This window comes from Mesorhizobium sp. M0062 (assembly GCF_040323125.1).
Taxonomy (GTDB): domain Bacteria; phylum Pseudomonadota; class Alphaproteobacteria; order Rhizobiales; family Rhizobiaceae; genus Mesorhizobium.
In genome coordinates this window covers 28950-43214 of record NZ_JAMYUO010000002.1, presented here as the reverse complement: position 1 = coordinate 43214, position 14265 = coordinate 28950, and the positions used below count along the sequence as shown (strand labels likewise).

General features: G+C 59.8%; 13 protein-coding genes and 1 tRNA gene. 5 read left to right on the top strand and 9 right to left on the bottom strand.

Translation table 11 applies throughout. From position 1 onward, the window contains the following. Nucleotides 1–179: 179 nt before the first annotated feature. Nucleotides 180–890, bottom strand: coding sequence for an SIMPL domain-containing protein (locus NKJ64_RS02355; protein ID WP_352461908.1), 711 nt, complete (start codon nt 888–890; stop codon nt 180–182). 134 nt (nt 891–1024) lie between these two features. Between NKJ64_RS02355 and NKJ64_RS02350 the strand changes: the two genes are divergently transcribed. Further along, nucleotides 1025–1100: transfer RNA gene (locus NKJ64_RS02350), tRNA-Ile, on the top strand. 45 nt (nt 1101–1145) lie between these two features. Here the strand turns inward: NKJ64_RS02350 and NKJ64_RS02345 are convergent. Further along, complete coding sequence (locus NKJ64_RS02345; protein WP_023830102.1) at nt 1146–1469, bottom strand: tyrosine-type recombinase/integrase; 324 nt, start codon at nt 1467–1469, stop codon at nt 1146–1148. A 151-nt stretch (nt 1470–1620) separates the two neighbouring features. Between NKJ64_RS02345 and NKJ64_RS02340 the strand changes: the two genes are divergently transcribed. Further along, nucleotides 1621–1812, top strand: a complete 192-nt coding sequence (locus NKJ64_RS02340; RefSeq protein ID WP_023670878.1) for a hypothetical protein — start codon at nt 1621–1623, stop codon at nt 1810–1812. Between the two features lie 638 nt (nt 1813–2450). Next, on the top strand, nt 2451–2636 hold the full coding sequence (locus tag NKJ64_RS02335; RefSeq protein ID WP_023697125.1) for a hypothetical protein: 186 nt from the start codon (nt 2451–2453) through the stop codon (nt 2634–2636). A 749-nt stretch (nt 2637–3385) separates the two neighbouring features. On the opposite strand, the gene NKJ64_RS02330 is transcribed toward NKJ64_RS02335, so the two are convergent. Next, entirely contained in the window at nt 3386–3757 is a 372-nt protein-coding gene (locus NKJ64_RS02330) for a response regulator (protein WP_023670881.1), read from the bottom strand. A gap of 692 nt (nt 3758–4449) precedes the next feature. Here NKJ64_RS02330 and NKJ64_RS02325 point away from each other — a divergent pair. Further along, nucleotides 4450–5142: a N5-glutamine methyltransferase family protein gene (locus tag NKJ64_RS02325; RefSeq protein WP_023727390.1), complete on the top strand. Its 693-nt coding sequence runs from the start codon at nt 4450–4452 to the stop codon at nt 5140–5142. A 53-nt stretch (nt 5143–5195) separates the two neighbouring features. Here NKJ64_RS02325 and NKJ64_RS02320 read toward each other — a convergent pair whose 3' ends face one another. From NKJ64_RS02320 to NKJ64_RS02300, 5 genes are read right to left on the bottom strand one after another with little or no spacing between them, the layout of a single operon-like run. Next, nucleotides 5196–5462, bottom strand: coding sequence for an acyl carrier protein (locus NKJ64_RS02320; RefSeq protein WP_023670883.1), 267 nt, complete (start codon nt 5460–5462; stop codon nt 5196–5198). A 55-nt stretch (nt 5463–5517) separates the two neighbouring features. Continuing rightward, nucleotides 5518–7074 (bottom strand): class I adenylate-forming enzyme family protein, encoded by a 1557-nt coding sequence (locus NKJ64_RS02315; RefSeq protein WP_352461906.1) that lies wholly within the window; start codon nt 7072–7074, stop codon nt 5518–5520. Beyond that, on the bottom strand, nt 7064–9091 hold the full coding sequence (asnB, locus tag NKJ64_RS02310; RefSeq protein WP_352461905.1) for an asparagine synthase (glutamine-hydrolyzing): 2028 nt from the start codon (nt 9089–9091) through the stop codon (nt 7064–7066). Before asnB ends, NKJ64_RS02315 begins: the two co-directional genes overlap by 11 nt. A gap of 6 nt (nt 9092–9097) precedes the next feature. Continuing rightward, nucleotides 9098–10078 (bottom strand): NAD(+) synthase, encoded by a 981-nt coding sequence (gene nadE, locus NKJ64_RS02305; RefSeq protein WP_280790677.1) that lies wholly within the window; start codon nt 10076–10078, stop codon nt 9098–9100. Then, nucleotides 10075–12825: a non-ribosomal peptide synthetase gene (locus NKJ64_RS02300; protein WP_023815051.1), complete on the bottom strand. Its 2751-nt coding sequence runs from the start codon at nt 12823–12825 to the stop codon at nt 10075–10077. The genes nadE and NKJ64_RS02300 overlap by 4 nt, the downstream gene beginning before the upstream one ends. A gap of 341 nt (nt 12826–13166) precedes the next feature. Between NKJ64_RS02300 and NKJ64_RS02295 the strand changes: the two genes are divergently transcribed. Next, entirely contained in the window at nt 13167–13892 is a 726-nt protein-coding gene (locus tag NKJ64_RS02295) for an AAA family ATPase (RefSeq protein ID WP_023670888.1), read from the top strand. Between the two features lie 79 nt (nt 13893–13971). On the opposite strand, the gene NKJ64_RS02290 is transcribed toward NKJ64_RS02295, so the two are convergent. Continuing rightward, nucleotides 13972–14184, bottom strand: a complete 213-nt coding sequence (locus tag NKJ64_RS02290) for a DUF768 domain-containing protein (RefSeq protein WP_023670889.1) — start codon at nt 14182–14184, stop codon at nt 13972–13974. Between the last annotated feature and the right edge of the window lie 81 nt (nt 14185–14265).

Genomic DNA, 14265 nt, shown 5'->3' with positions numbered 1-14265 from the left:
GAGGCATGCTCCTCTGCGAGGATCAGCCTGGAGTAACGGCATGACCCTTCTAGGGTCAGCCAGGAGCCCCTTTCCCTCCGCGGAAAGGTGCGGCTCGAAAAAACCCCGGAGGCCAGTCCTCCGGGGTTTTTCACGTCGGAAATCTGCGGTTCCGGCCGACGGCCCGGCCCGGTGGCCTGCTACTTAAGCTCGAATGTCACTATTACCTGCACGGCGTAGGCATTCTCGCCGGCCTGCACGGGAACCGCGGCGCCTGCCGCATCGAAGGCCTTGGCATTGATCGGCATCGGCGCCGGCGCAACGTTCTGGTCGGTGATTTCCAGCACCCGGCCGATGCTGACGCCGGCGGCTTCGGCCAGCGTCTTGGCCTTGGCCATGGCATCGGCGACCGCCTTCTTGCGGGCTTCGGTGACGGCAGCTTTCGGGTCTTCGTTGGAGAACGAAATGCCGCCGCCCTGGTTGACGCCGAGCGACACAGCCTTGTCGAGAATCTCACCTGTTTTGTCGATGTCGCGGATGCGCACCGAGAGTGTGTTGGTCACCTGGTAGGCTACAAGCTCGGCTTCCTGGCTGCCGTCCGGTTTGTTGGTGTAATTGTAACGCGGGTTGATCTGGATGCCGGCGGTCTGCAGGTCGCGATCCTTGATCCCTGCCGACTTCATTGCCGCGATCACGGCGGCCATGGCGTCGTTGTTGGCGTCGAGTGCCGCGCGTGCGGTCTTGGCCTCGCGCATGACGCTGAGCGTCAGCAGCGCCAGGTCAGGCGCCACGGTCGACTGGCCTTCACCCGACACGATGATGCGGGGCGGGGGCAGCGAATCGGCAGCGCTTGCCATCGCCGGAAAAGCGATCGCGGCGGCAAGTGCGAGCGGCAAAATATGTCTGGTCATGAAAATCTCCTCGGTGTGCGATCCAGTCGCGCCTGTCGACTAGGGCGCGAATATGGGCTGATTTGGGCGATCTCGGCCAGCCCGTCCGGAAAGCCTTGTGCCGCGCAAGGAAAAACACTAATCCAGCGCGCGTGGGGCCTGTAGCTCAATGGTTAGAGCCGGCGGCTCATAACCGCTTGGTTGGGGGTTCGAGTCCCTCCGGGCCCACCAGTCGCCTTGATGCATAAGGCTTTGCGTCGAGGGTAGACGACCCGGTTAGACATCGGTTAGACAAACCGCTTCAGAAGCTTCGCCATGCCATCCACGGCGAGCCGCTCCTGCTCCGTCCTTGCTGTAAAGCTCTACGTGGTCCAGGTCGTCGTGGCCGAGAATGCCTGCCGATTGTTTCGGGGTCGCGCCCTCCTTGGCCAGGTACTTCCCCAGCGTCTTCCGAAGTCCATGCAGCGTGCAGCCGGGCCCCATGCTCGCCATCTTGCTCCAGTGCGCCATCATGCCGGTCAGCGACCTCTCCGAGAAGGAATTGCCGTAGGCGTTCAAAATCACCGTGTCGGCCGAGCCCCAATGCTTCGGTGAGCACATAGGTGATCGTTAGCGGACTTCAAATGCGATCCGCTGCTCACTAATTACTTGATCCCGTAAATTACATGATCACGTACCGACTTTTTTATTGAAATCCCGAATTCGGTGGCCTTATAAGACCGATGTTGCCATTGCTCGTAGGTCGGCTGTGATGGATAACGTGGTTCCATTCCGCAAGGCCGTGCCTTGCGTCGAAGTGACAGAAACCTGCGGCGAATGGTTCGTCCGCGTGGTTGAGAAAGATCAGGAAATTGCCCGGTCATTCAATCAGGAATCGTTCGCGTTGTCCTTTGCAGAAGGCCAGCGGATACGCCTAGGGCTAGCGAAGGTCGTGCGCCTGTAGGGCGCTGTGGGGCGGCATTGTAGGCATTCAAGCATGAGCGGAACCTAATTTGCAGCCGCAAATTAATGTCCAATGAATGAACTCCCAAACCGGAAAAAACTCGTGCCTGACCCTCAACCTCGGCGCGGCTCCAACAAAGGTGTGTTGCTAGCGGCTGCAGCGCTGCTGTTTGCCTTTCTCGCTCTTATTCTGTTTGGGTTTTTTCAGTAAGTGCGCGCGGCGCCGGCTTCCTAGAGAGGGCAGAGCACCTGCCGACGTGATCTTCGATCGCTCGCGTCCTTGCGGCGGGGCGACTATCCAAGCCGGCTCGGTTCGTCGCTCCTGACGGGTTCGGCGGTCCCTCCACAGCAGGATGATCATTCGGCAATTCTTGGCAGCGCCGGTATTCAACTCACGCCCAAAGCGATTGAACTGAAGCTGGCCGTCGATGTCGTGACTGACGCAGCATGAGCCGAACAGGCGAGGCAAGCGCAAGCCTTGGGGCCTAACCTCAGACAGACGAATCACGCTCGTGCAGTCTGGAGACAGCGCAACGAGTTATTCATTCGGGCGCCTTCGCATCACCAGCGGAACGAAAGAGTTAATTGGCGGTTTACTAGGGAAGGATTGCAGGACGAAAAACATTGAGGATTTCTGCCATGACAATGTTGTTCGAACCACTCGACTCTGAAGGTTACAAGCGCAGCGTGGTCTACCATGCCGCACGCTTGTCCATGCTCCACAATCGAATGCTGAAGCGTTTCGAGAAGGTCGATAAAGCGGCTGAAAAGGTTGAAGCCGAGGTGGAGCTGTTTGATGAAGCTGTTCGCACTCTCTACGAATGAGCGGCATGTTGACCGCCGACGTTCCTGCTAGCGCGTATACGGGCGCGGGGTTCACCGTTTGCTCCACCAGGCGATGTCGCGCCGCGGATTTGGGCTTGATAAGCATGATCTAATGTATACGATTCACCCAGCCGGCCTGGCTCCCCCGCCATCGGGCCGGTCAGGCCCGACGGTTCAACGCACCACCCAAACGACTGTCGGGCCGCCAGGACGCTCACTGCGCAGCCGGGTTCATGCTTTGCCTTTTTTTCTCGAAAAGCGCGAGCTTGGTCATATAACCAATTCTGATTTTTGCATGGCATTGGGTGCAGTTGAAGTTGGATATCACCTTCAACCACGATCCCTTTTTTATGATGACATGAGAACAGTTTGGACATTCCAGTTCCAGGTACTCGTCCCCCATATCGTTTGAAATCGGCACTACGACACTCCCCAACAGTTGCCCGTGAAACTTGCGCTTCGAGATCGGCCAGGCACCTCCGTGCTCAAACCCCGAACGTGGGTCCTTGGCAGATGTTCCGCAATCCGACCTCTGGCGACCGGGATCGGACCTAAGTCCAAATCGCCGCCAACAGGCCGAGAAGTGGAACCCCGGCGGACGCTTTTTGAACGCTGAATTTCCGTCCTCGCCGGTCGTAGTCCGCCGTCCTCCTGGCCAAAGCGCCAATGTTGCCCTTTGTGAGACTGACCTCGTCCGGCCTACCAGGTCGCCAGGGCGCAACTCCGGTAATAATGCGGCGGAGCGAATGTCAGCGCGAAGCTGTGCGCAGGGACGCCAACTCGCTGACAGCAGCAAGGATGACAGCATCGGTTGCCGGCTTCGGCAGGAATCTGCAGTCGCGGAAAGCCGCGGGAACGTCGGCGGGGCCAAATCCCGACAAGAAGGCAAAGGGGATGCCTCGCGCCTGCAATATCCTCGCCACCGGCAGACCCGTTTCACCGTTCAGCTGGATGTCTAGCAACGCCACGTCAATCTTGTCCGATTCGACAAGACGCAGAGCGGCGGATACCGACGGCACAGGTCCGACCACCTGATAACCGGCGCGACGCAGCCGCGCGGCAGTGTCCTGCGCGACTAGCCATTGATCCTCAACAATCAGAACACTCACGCTTTCGCTCACGGCCCCTCTCTGCGATTGACCGGAAATGAGATGTCGATCCGAGACCTTCGGACAGTTGTTTCGACATGTCCGCAAACCTATAGGTAACCTCTCCATGCAGCAAGGTGAGGCTGATGCTGGAGCGCAGGCGCTTCCACCGACCACTCGCTGCTGGAGCCGAAGATTGGCGCGTCTACGAGCGGGGCGCAGTTGAGGTCTCGGAGACTGCGCACAAAAAGTCGAATCCGGCCGGGTCGCCGCCAAGTGCGCTTCCATAGCACAACAGGCCGCTGCGGTCCGCGCCTCCGTTCCATAGAGAGTTGGATAGCGGCGTTTACCCCTCTCCACGATCCGCAAGATCTGAAAGCCTCAGTGCCGTGCCATTGGCTCTGCAAAGCATGAGCAGCACTTCTTCTCTCGAGCGCCTTCAATGCCAATGCGTTGGGGCAAATAGCGCCCAGCAACTTGAGTGCCAGATGGACCAGCAGCGGATTCGGCCTGGTATGCGGACATACGTCCCGGGCTTGGCTTCGAGTTGTCTGGGGCGACCTTGAGATTGCGGTTGGTCAATGAGCGTGCGAAGTGCGATGCACCGAGTTTGGGCCGGCGGTTTCTCGGAGGAAAGGCTTGAGAATTCATGATGTCGGAGCAGGTTTGGCTGGCGCATGAGCGCCGCAGATCTATACTGGGGAAATCAAGCGATGGGGTCGGCCATGAGCAAAGAGTTCAGTGTAGCTGATGCCTATGGCGCCGGCCGCGCCATCTTCATGGGACTTGAACTGCTGGTTTCGCCCGGTGCGCTCGTCCCCAGACCTGAGACCGAGTTGCTCGGCAAGACCGCGCTTGGTGTGTTGCATCAGATGAACCTGCCGGCTCCGCGCATAGTTGATATGTGCTGCGGCACTGGGAATCTGGCGTGCGCGATCGCCTACCATGTGCCCAGCGCCCTTGTCTGGGCAAGCGATCTCACCGATGAATGCGTCGAAACGGCACGCCGCAACACCTCACATCACGGCATGGCTGAGCGTCTTTCGGTGCTTCAGGGCGACTTGTTCGACTCTCTCATCGGCCTTGGGCTAGACGGAACTATCGACGTAATCGTCTGCAATCCGCCTTACATTTCTGAAAAGCGGCTCGAGGGCGACCGCGCCCATCTGATCGAGCTTGAGCCGCGCGAGGCGTTCGCAGCCGGCCCTTACGGCCTGAGCATTCATATGCGCGTACTGAAAGACGCACCGCGATACCTGCGGCGTGGCGGCATCCTGCTCTTCGAGGTCGGGCTTGGCCAAGACCGACAGGTAGCGGGTCTGCTGGAACGCAGCAAGGCATTCGAGAACATCCGTTCGGTCTCGAACGAAGCGGGCGAGGGCCGGGTGGTTCTGGGGCAAGTCAAGTCGCAGGCATGAATCCTGCGACAGTCAGACCAAATACGGGCTGCTCTGGGCGTAACGCTTACCCATCAGTTCATTTTGCGGATGATGTATTGCTCGATCCCCTGGATGGAATCGAGGTTTTCAGGCAGAAGTTCGCTATCCTCGACGGTAATGCCAAAGGTCTCCTCGATGAAGCCGATAATCTCAAGCACACCCGTCGAGTCGACAATGCCTTGATCGAGCAAGGATGCGTCATCCAGCAATGCCTTGACGTCGCTGACGTAGAAATTTGAAACCAAGAAACTACGAATCTGCTCGCTGTAGATTCCGGTGCGTTCCTTGATGGTCAACATGAATTCGTCCTCCGTGGCGTCACCATTAAATCAGCGACTTGGTTCTGGCCCCGCATCATGACAGCGCCGTTTTCTTGAGTTTTCCCGTGTCCGTCATCGGCAGGTTCGCCACAACGACGATGGATTTCGGGACCATGAAGTTTTCCAGACGCTTCTGGCACTCCTTCTGCAGTTCCCTTTCGCCAATGGCTCTTCCATGCTCCATCACCACAAAGGCTTTCACCGCTTGCCCGAGGAGCTCGTCGGGAACACCGATGACAGCCGCTTCCCGGACTCCTGGAATGTCCATGAGTACGTTTTCCACTTCCCTTGGCGCCACCTTCTCGCCTCGCGACTTTATGATCTCATCCCCACGGCCAACGAAGTAGAGGTAACCCTCCGTATCCATCCGGCAGTAGTCGCCGGTGTATAGGACCTGCTCGCCGGGCAGCGGGCCGGGTTTGAGTTTCCTGGCCGTTGCCTCGGGCTTGCCCCAATACCCGTTCATCACCGTTGCGCCGCGAATGACGAGTTGGCCGACAACGCCTGGGCCTATCCGCCTGTCATGCTCGTCAACGATCCACATCTCCGTATTCGGGATTGCGATCCCTACGCTCAATGGCTTTCGCTCGAGGTCCTCTGGCGGCAAATAGGTGCAACGTTTGCATTCGGTGAGACCGTACATCGAATAGATGCGTGCACCCGAAAACAGCTCGCGAAGCATGAAAATATGCTTGAGGGGTAGGGCTGCCGCAGTGTTTGTGACGTAGCGGATGCTCGAGAAATCCTGGTCTTTGAGGGACCTGAGTTCGGAGAGTGCGGCAAAGATTGTGGGCACGCCGGGAAAGCCCGTAACTCCCTCCTGCCTGATCAACCCGAGGATCTGTGCCGGGAAAGCGAACGAGCGTTCGAGCACCAGCCGGGCGCCGGTACGAAAAGCCATGATCATCTGGTACAGTCCATAGTCGAAGGCGAGGGGTAGGACATTGAGGATCACCTCGTCCTCGGCAATCGCGAGGTAGGAAGCGATAGACGCGCACGCGGTCATCATGTTTCTGTGCGTCAGCATCACGCCCTTGGGTTCGCCCGTCGACCCGGACGTGTAGATGATGGCTGCCAGATCAACATCGATGCACTGCCGTGCCGGCGGCGTATCCGCGCCATTGGCGAGGGCGGCGTCCCAGCGCACGGCAAACGGCAGCTGGGCGAGTTCGACGTCGTCGATAGGTCCCGATACGATCACCCGCAGAAGTGACGGGCAGCCGCGCGCCGGCTCGCGGAAGATCGCTTGCAGATGGCCGTCCGTGATGAGCGCCGTCGGCCGGCAGTCGTTGAGCAGATAATCGAGCTTGTCGCTCTTGGTGAGCGGGTTGACGATGCACACCACCGCATTCGCCTTTAGCACCGCCCAGAAGCTAACCACCGTCTCGACGGTGTTGTCGGCGAAGATCATCACGCGATCACCGCGAACGACTCCGGATGCGGACAGGTCCCAGGCGATCGCGTTGGCTCGCGTTTCGAGTTCGAGGTAGGTGACACGCTGCCTGTTGCACACCAGCGCCACCTTACTTCCGTGTCGGACGGCGGAATGGGCGAGGTAGTCATGCAGCAATGGTACGGCATCATGCAACATACAGGCGCTCTTCCCGATGTTCGCAGTCGACGTCGACGCTGAGCGTGCATTCGAGCGTTGCACTGGGACAACCCGCGACGAACTGCTGATGAAGAAGTTGGGTCGACAACACGCCGACCAGCGCCATGTTGTCGGCATTGGACAGGTCGCCATCGCCAGTTCTGGCCTGGCATTTGGCAAGCAGGTGCGTGACCCCCTTTGGATCGAAGACATTCGCCTCGCGCAGGGCCGTCTGCGAAACCGCCTCGCGAGCGTAATCCGGAGCGTCTGCGCCGACGAAGCAAAGCGCGTTGGGCGCGCGGAAGGGCTGCTTCTTGCGGGCTACGATCTCGGAGGGCAGGATGGGTGCCGCCATGCGCTTCAGCACGTGCTTCTCATCGAGGCCGCGGAGTTTGAAGGAGGGCGGCAGCGAATTCGCGAGCCTCACAAGTTCATCGTCCAGGAACGGGAAGCGGCCCTCGACGGAGTGAGCCATCAGCATCCTGTCGCCTTGCGAGGAGAGCAGATAGCCCGACATCAGTGTTTGGACCTCGAGATACTGGTCCTGCGCAAGAGGGCCCCAACGGGCAAACTGCGCGGGCAGACGGGCGAGCAACTCGGACACGGCGTCGCGGCCCTGCGTTTGAGCGCGCATGTCGGCCGTAAACAAGCGCTTGATGGCCCTGGTGGTTTGCCAGCGCGTTTCATGAGCAAAGCCCGGCGCGTCGTAAGCCTGAATATTTCGCCCGAAGAACTGACGCGCCATCGCCTGCTGTTGCACCGGCGAGCGGGTGAGATAGGGGTAAAGGCGTTCCAGGAGCCGAGAGCGTCGTGTCGAAGTCGGGTGGCGCCCCCAGAAGCGGCGGACCTTGCCTTCGCGGAACAGGTCATAGCCGGCGAACATTTCGTCAGCGCCTTCGCCGGTCAGCACGACCTTGATGCCACGCTCGCGCACCAGGCGCGAGAGCAGGAAGAGTGGCGCCGGGGCAGTCCTCAGGATCGGGCGTTCGGTGTGTTGGATTACCTCCGGAAAGATTCCGGCTATATCTCTGCGCGAAACGACCACTTCATGGTGCTCACTGCCGATCGTCTCGGCAACCATTCGCTGGAAGCGGGTCTCGTCATATTCGGTGTCGGCAAAACGCAAGGAGAAGGTTTGGAAGCGCTCGCCCGCGAAGCGCCTTGCGAGCGCGGCCACAAGCGAACTGTCCAGCCCTCCGGAGAGGTAGCACCCGACAGGCACGTCGGCGCGCACCATTCTGAGCGCCGTCGCGGCCTCAAGAGCGCTAGACACGCGGTCCACTGCGTCACTGCAGGACCCGGGGAACTCGCCCTGCCGCGATCCGAAATTGTCGGGATAGGAAGGCTGCCAAAAAATCCGCTCACGAACGGTGCCATCCTGATATATGCGGACACGACCCGGCTCGAGTTCGTTGATTCCGTGGAAAACTCCTTGCGGCGGAACAACTGTCCAGAGCGTGAACGTCTGATCGATGCCGGCGGGATCAAAGGCGCGAGGTATGGTTCGATCGGCCGCGAAAATGGCTTTCACTTCGCTGGCGAAATAAAGCCGGTGCGCATGCTCGCTGAAATACAGCGGGCAAATGCCGAAGCGGTCGCGCGACAATACGAGACGATTGGCCACTGAATCCCAGATTGCAATGGCCCATTGGCCGTTCATGCGCTCGAAGGCCGTTTCTCCCCACTCACGATAGGCGTGCAGCGCGACCTCCGTGTCGCTGCGGGTTCGGAAGTGGTGGCCGAGCGCCGCGAGTTTTTCACGCAGTTCGACGTAGTTGAATATCTCGCCGTTGAACGCGATCCACGTCGTATCGCCTGTATCCGCCATCGGCTGCTGGCCACTGGAAAGATCGACGATGGACAGGCGCACATGCGCCAGCCCCGCGCGTCTGTCCCGGTAGAGACCGCGCCCGTCGGGACCGCGATGCGCCAGCGCGCCCATCATCTGCATCAGCGCCTGCCGCGAAGGAGAAGCCGCTGTGGCATTCAGCGCCACGATTCCAGCGATGCCGCACATGCTCGGTCAATCTCCGCCTTCGGCGGACAGCAAAGGCCGCGCGTGAAGATAGTGGGCCGCCCTTCGTTTCGCTTCGATGTCCTTGAACACTTTCTGAAGCTGGGGCTCGGTGAGGCCAGCAACCGCCGCGAGCTCATTGCTGGCGACCCCGTGGTTCAGGCCGTAGAGGCATAGATCCATCAGGTGATAGGGCAGCGCGAAATAGAATTCTTCCTGGCTTTGGGTCATGGAAAAGGTGTCGGTGGTCGGTGGCCGCTGCCGGATTTCATCATCCACCTCGAGATATTCCGCGAGTTGATAAACCTGGGTTTTGTAAAGGTGAACGATCGGCATCACGTCGGCGGCTCCGTCGCCCTGCTTGACGAAAAAGCCCTGGTCGTACTCGAGGCGATTTGGAGTGCCGACAACCGCGTATTTGAGGCGGTCGGCGTGATAGTATTCCGTCATCTTGCGCAGGCGCTGCTTGTAGTTTGTCGCAGCAACGATCTGCAGATAGGCAGCTGGCGGCAGACGCACGGTATCTACTTTACCCTGCGGATCCTGGACCGTGAGGCGGGTTATATTGAGCCCGCTGCTCTCCAGAACCGACGCGATCACCAGCTTGCATTTCCACCCTTCCCCATAGTCGGGAACGACGGTCTGGATCGCATCGATCTGCCGGCGGTAGGCCCCAATGGCCTCCAGTGCCGGTGCTATGTCCTCAAGGACGCTTTCAATGCCAAGCTGTGCCGCGACGCGGCGGCCAAGTCTCAGGGAGTCGCCGGAAGAATCCCGCTCCGGCATGAACAGTCCCAGGACCTTGTCTTTCCCGAACGCGCGCATGCACAAGGTCGCGACGACGGAGCTGTCGATACCGCCGGAAAGACCGACAACCACGCCGCGACGATGCAGGGTGCCGAGAACCTGAGTGCGCAAGGTGTCAACGATGCGATCGACCTCCGCGCGGGCATCGAGCGTCAGCATGTCCTTGCTGAATTCCGGAATTATGTCGATGACAAGTCCTCCCTTTTGCGAGATTCGGCGGGGGAATAGGTCTGCACGATGGCCGTCTCGATAAGCGGACGGTTGGTGGCAAGGTTTGGTTCGACGACAAGGTCGATGTGGCTGCCCGTGATCGAAATGACGTCCAGGTGTGCCAAGACGCTGTCCCAGCCCAAGGCCCGCGGCATTCCCTCCCTGCGACATCGGAACAAGGTACCGGAGAGGGGCAGAGCCGGTTTCGGTGCCTCAAGCCATTGGAAGAATGACTTCGCCCTTAAAACCTCCTGCAGTTCCAGTTTGGTCCTGAAGATCGTCGGGTTGAACTCTCCATTGGCAAATCTGTCCAGAATCCTGGCCAGACGCGCTTCGCCGCCCACGGCGACGGTGATCTTCGCAAGGGCTCTGCAAGCCATCCGATGCGCGGATATGCGGTTGGTGCGAATACGATAGAACGTACGGGTAAGTGTCTCCCAATGGTTGCTCGGCTCGTCCAGAAGGCTCGTGTCGAGGATGCCCAGGAACCGCACCGTTCGCCCGGCCTTCATGAGCCGTGCGGCAACCTCGAATGCAACCGCGCCACCCAGAGAATGGCCGAGAAGTCGCACGGGGCCCGCAGGTTGGATGCGGCTTATCTGCTCGAGTGCGGCGCCAGCCATGGCGCTGAGGGTGTTGTGTCCGTCCAGTATCGCCGCAAGGCTCGGATATCGGATCGGGTTTACACGGGCGACTTTCCCTATGGCGGCTGCGAACGCAGCCAGGCTCGGACCATAGCCAACGGACCCTGGAAACAGGAAAAGAACCGGGGGGTGGTGCTTCTTTTCGCGCCCTTCGCCCGACCGTGCAGAGACGACCGCCTCAACCATCTCGTCCAAGCTCATGCCGACGGTGAATGCTTCGAGGCCCAGCTCTTGCCCGATGGCGTTTTCGATCGCCATCACGCAGTGCAGCAGCTGCAGCGAATCTCCTCCAGCATCATCCCAGTTTCCCGTGGCAGTGCCTGTGTTGAGAACCTGCGTCCACGCGTGCTGCACTATTTGACGTGTGTCCTTTGCTCCTCCGGCGGGCGGAGCATCGAGAGTGGACGACCGGGCGACTCGCGCCCTCCTTCCGTGCGAACGATCTATCTCGGCCAGTGTTGCCAAATCGACCTTACCTCCCGACAGGCGTGGGATTGCGTCAACGGGGTGCAATCGCAAGGGACGCAATGGTGCCGGCAAGGTCATTCTGAGGAGCTGGCGAAGGTCGTCTGCAAAAGCGCCGCCTGCGAAGCGCTGGGGAACCGCGAAGGCGATGAGTTCCTGCGCGGCCGTTACCATCACCACGGCATCCGCCACCGAAGGCGCGCAACGCAAGACCCGTTCGAGTTCGGCGGGCTCGATGCGTCGACCATTGATCTTGATCTGGCGCCCTTTGCGGCCGACGATCCTCAAGATGCCATCATCGTCGAGCCGAACGAGGTCCCCGGTCGAAAAAAGCCGAGCCTCGGGATCGTCGGGGTCCGGCTGCGCGGGAACGACCACACCGTTCTCCCAATGACCAAGCAGGACATAGCGGCTTTTGATCAGAAGCTCTCCACTTTCGCCTGGCCCTACATTGCGCTCCGCTTCGTCGACGATAGCGAATGTCATACCAGGGAGCAGCCTGCCGACGGGAACCGACGCGTCTTGCTCGGGCCAGTCAGGCGGCAAGAACCATTGCGAACCGATGGTTTCAGTCGATGAGTAGCCGATCTGGATCAGACACTGGTCCGAAACGGCTTTGCGCAGCAAAGCGATGTCCATCCATGACACTTTCTCCCCACCGATCCGGGCCACTCTGAGCGGCCAGGAAGCGTCGGCGGGCGCCTCAGCCAGGAGGGCTCGAAGCAGTGCCGGCACAAGATAGGCGATCGTCACACCTTCGGACTGCAATCGAGCGCGCGTAGCGCGCAGGCCGACAGCCTCCACCTCGAGAAGATGCAACGTGGCGCCCGTCAGCAGCGCCGCAAAGATCTCCCGGCAACCGGCGATCGTGGCTGGCCCGGTCAGCGGCAGGAAAACGTCATCCGCGCTGATATGGCACGCATCGACATATTGCCGGACCCGCCATAGCAGGCTGCGTTGGCTGTTGACGATTCCCTTGGGGCGCCCGGTGCTGCCCGAAGTGTAAAGCACCAATGCGGGCGCATCGACCGAAACCATAGGGGGCTTATGCTGCTGTTCTGGGTGTTGATCGTTGGACGCCACGGCGGCCGCAATTTCGATCCAGACGATCTCTTGGGCCAATTCGACCGGGCGAACATTTTCGGCGCCTATAATCGCGCCGAGCCCCGCGGCACTGACTATATCGAAAATGCGAGAGGCGGGATCTCTTGTGTTGAGCGGGACCGAAGGCCGTCCCGCCGCCATGGTCGCCAACATCGCCACAGGATACCAAGCGGAGTTTGCTTGCAGGATGCCGATGGCCTGCCCTTCGGGGACGACGGCAGCGATATGAGTTGCCAGCGTCTCGACCGCCCGGAAAAGCTCAGAAAAAGTCAGGCGGTTCGCGCCGTCGCTGATTGCGAGCTTGTCAGGATACCGCCTGGCGACATCTCCAAGGTGGTCGAAGATTGGAGTGTCCGCAAATTTGGCACCCATCTGTCGGTAACGGCGCCAGACTGGCCCCCCTTGGTCAAGATCATATTCGGGAACGACTGACCACTTTCGGGTGGGTCGCAGATCCACCTGTAGGTTTTGATTTGCCACTTCCGAATGCAAACACACTGAGGACATTCAGGGCCCCGCCAAGCTGACGGTCGAACATCGCTCGCCGCGGAGATCTTTTCATCAATCATTCGGATGATGCCTCGATCTTGCCTAGCCAGCGCTTCCCGAGCGTCCTTCAGAAGTTTTGCCATCTGTGTCCAGCACCGGTCGTTTTTCCTTGCAAGCTCCGTCGAGCGCAAGACGGCTTGCCCAGGCGAACGGAGCGATCGGCATCTCCGCTAGAATCCGGGCTCGGTGCCCAGATTCACTGACTGGAACAATCATTCAAATGAACGTTGGTGTGATCTGAAATCCGGCTAAGCTTGATCCGTAGGGGAATGACTGCTCGTTCGGAGACGCTTGAGCATATGATCATCGAGTTGTTTGGGCCGCCTGGCGCGGGTAAAACCACGCTGCTTCGCGGCCTCTGCCAAGGGCTGGCGAGACACGGCATCAATGTGAAGACAGTAAATGGGTATCGCCTGATTGAACCTGGATCGGCTCAGGATGACGCTCCGGAAATCCGCCATGGCATAGGAAGAATTGGCAAAAAGATTGCCACATCCGGTCCTATCTTGCTGTCGACCTTGCCAAAGGACAGTGTCGCGGCCCGGCTTCTGGCATCGATCCCTCTTCGAAGCCGCGTGTGGTCATGGCGAATGAAGGTCGACATCGCCCAACTGTGCCAGTCCTGGCGCCAAGCGCGGGAGTCGCCCGGTTGCTTCATCTTCGAAGAGGGCATGATTCAGGCTTTGTGTGCGCTGGGTGTGCTGGCTAGAACTCCAAGCCTCGACGCGGTCCGCGAGTGCCTGGCGTTCCTGCCGCGGCCGGATCTCGTTGTGCAACTCGACGCGCCCCAGGAAACGTTACGCCGCCGTCTTGTGGATAGGCATGCGCAGCAACCGCTCCTCGAGGTTATGCTGTTCGAACTTGGCGTGGACAAAGGATTAAGGCAGGCCGAAATCTCAAGAGAGGTCGGCGAGTGCCTGCGCCAGGACCGATGGCCGTTGATACAAGTCAATGGTGCTGAACCTCACGACGTGGACGGGGTCGTCGCGCGCGTTCTGGGAGAGCATGTTGGTCATGCTGCCTAGGCTGGCCCATGACCTATGATCCATGACACATTTATGCATTTGGCGCCAAGCCGGGCAGCATCTGCCGCCAAGCGCGCAATCATGTCGAATCGTGCTGATCGAGCACTTCGAGCATGGTCGTCAACATGCTTCCGACTTCCTCAGAGATTTCCTCGGGGCGGATTCCCGCTCTGATGGCATCCGCCGTTGCTTGGTCCGCAAGTTTCGCCGCAAGAGCCGGATCGGCCTTGGTGTAGAGTGGGATCTTATCCTCTACCCATTTCTGCAGGAATTCGATGCCGCGCGCGCTCATACCAAGTACAAGCTCGGCGGGGCTTCTTGGTTCCGTCAGCCATATTCAAGAACGTCAGACCATCTTGCTCAGGCTGACGTC

What these genes read in the sequence shown, in the direction of transcription:
- NKJ64_RS02355 (WP_352461908.1), bottom strand. Translation starts at nt 890, where the DNA reads ATGACCAGACATATTTTGCCGCTCGCACTTGCCGCCGCGATCGCTTTT.
- NKJ64_RS02345 (WP_023830102.1), bottom strand. Translation starts at nt 1,469, where the DNA reads ATGTGCTCACCGAAGCATTGGGGCTCGGCCGACACGGTGATTTTGAAC.
- NKJ64_RS02340 (WP_023670878.1), top strand. Translation starts at nt 1,621, where the DNA reads ATGGATAACGTGGTTCCATTCCGCAAGGCCGTGCCTTGCGTCGAAGTG.
- NKJ64_RS02335 (WP_023697125.1), top strand. Translation starts at nt 2,451, where the DNA reads ATGACAATGTTGTTCGAACCACTCGACTCTGAAGGTTACAAGCGCAGC.
- NKJ64_RS02325 (WP_023727390.1), top strand. Translation starts at nt 4,450, where the DNA reads ATGAGCAAAGAGTTCAGTGTAGCTGATGCCTATGGCGCCGGCCGCGCC.
- NKJ64_RS02320 (WP_023670883.1), bottom strand. Translation starts at nt 5,462, where the DNA reads ATGTTGACCATCAAGGAACGCACCGGAATCTACAGCGAGCAGATTCGT.
- NKJ64_RS02315 (WP_352461906.1), bottom strand. Translation starts at nt 7,074, where the DNA reads ATGTTGCATGATGCCGTACCATTGCTGCATGACTACCTCGCCCATTCC.
- asnB (WP_352461905.1), bottom strand. Translation starts at nt 9,091, where the DNA reads ATGTGCGGCATCGCTGGAATCGTGGCGCTGAATGCCACAGCGGCTTCT.
- NKJ64_RS02300 (WP_023815051.1), bottom strand. Translation starts at nt 12,825, where the DNA reads ATGTCCTCAGTGTGTTTGCATTCGGAAGTGGCAAATCAAAACCTACAG.
- NKJ64_RS02295 (WP_023670888.1), top strand. Translation starts at nt 13,167, where the DNA reads ATGATCATCGAGTTGTTTGGGCCGCCTGGCGCGGGTAAAACCACGCTG.
- NKJ64_RS02290 (WP_023670889.1), bottom strand. Translation starts at nt 14,184, where the DNA reads ATGAGCGCGCGCGGCATCGAATTCCTGCAGAAATGGGTAGAGGATAAG.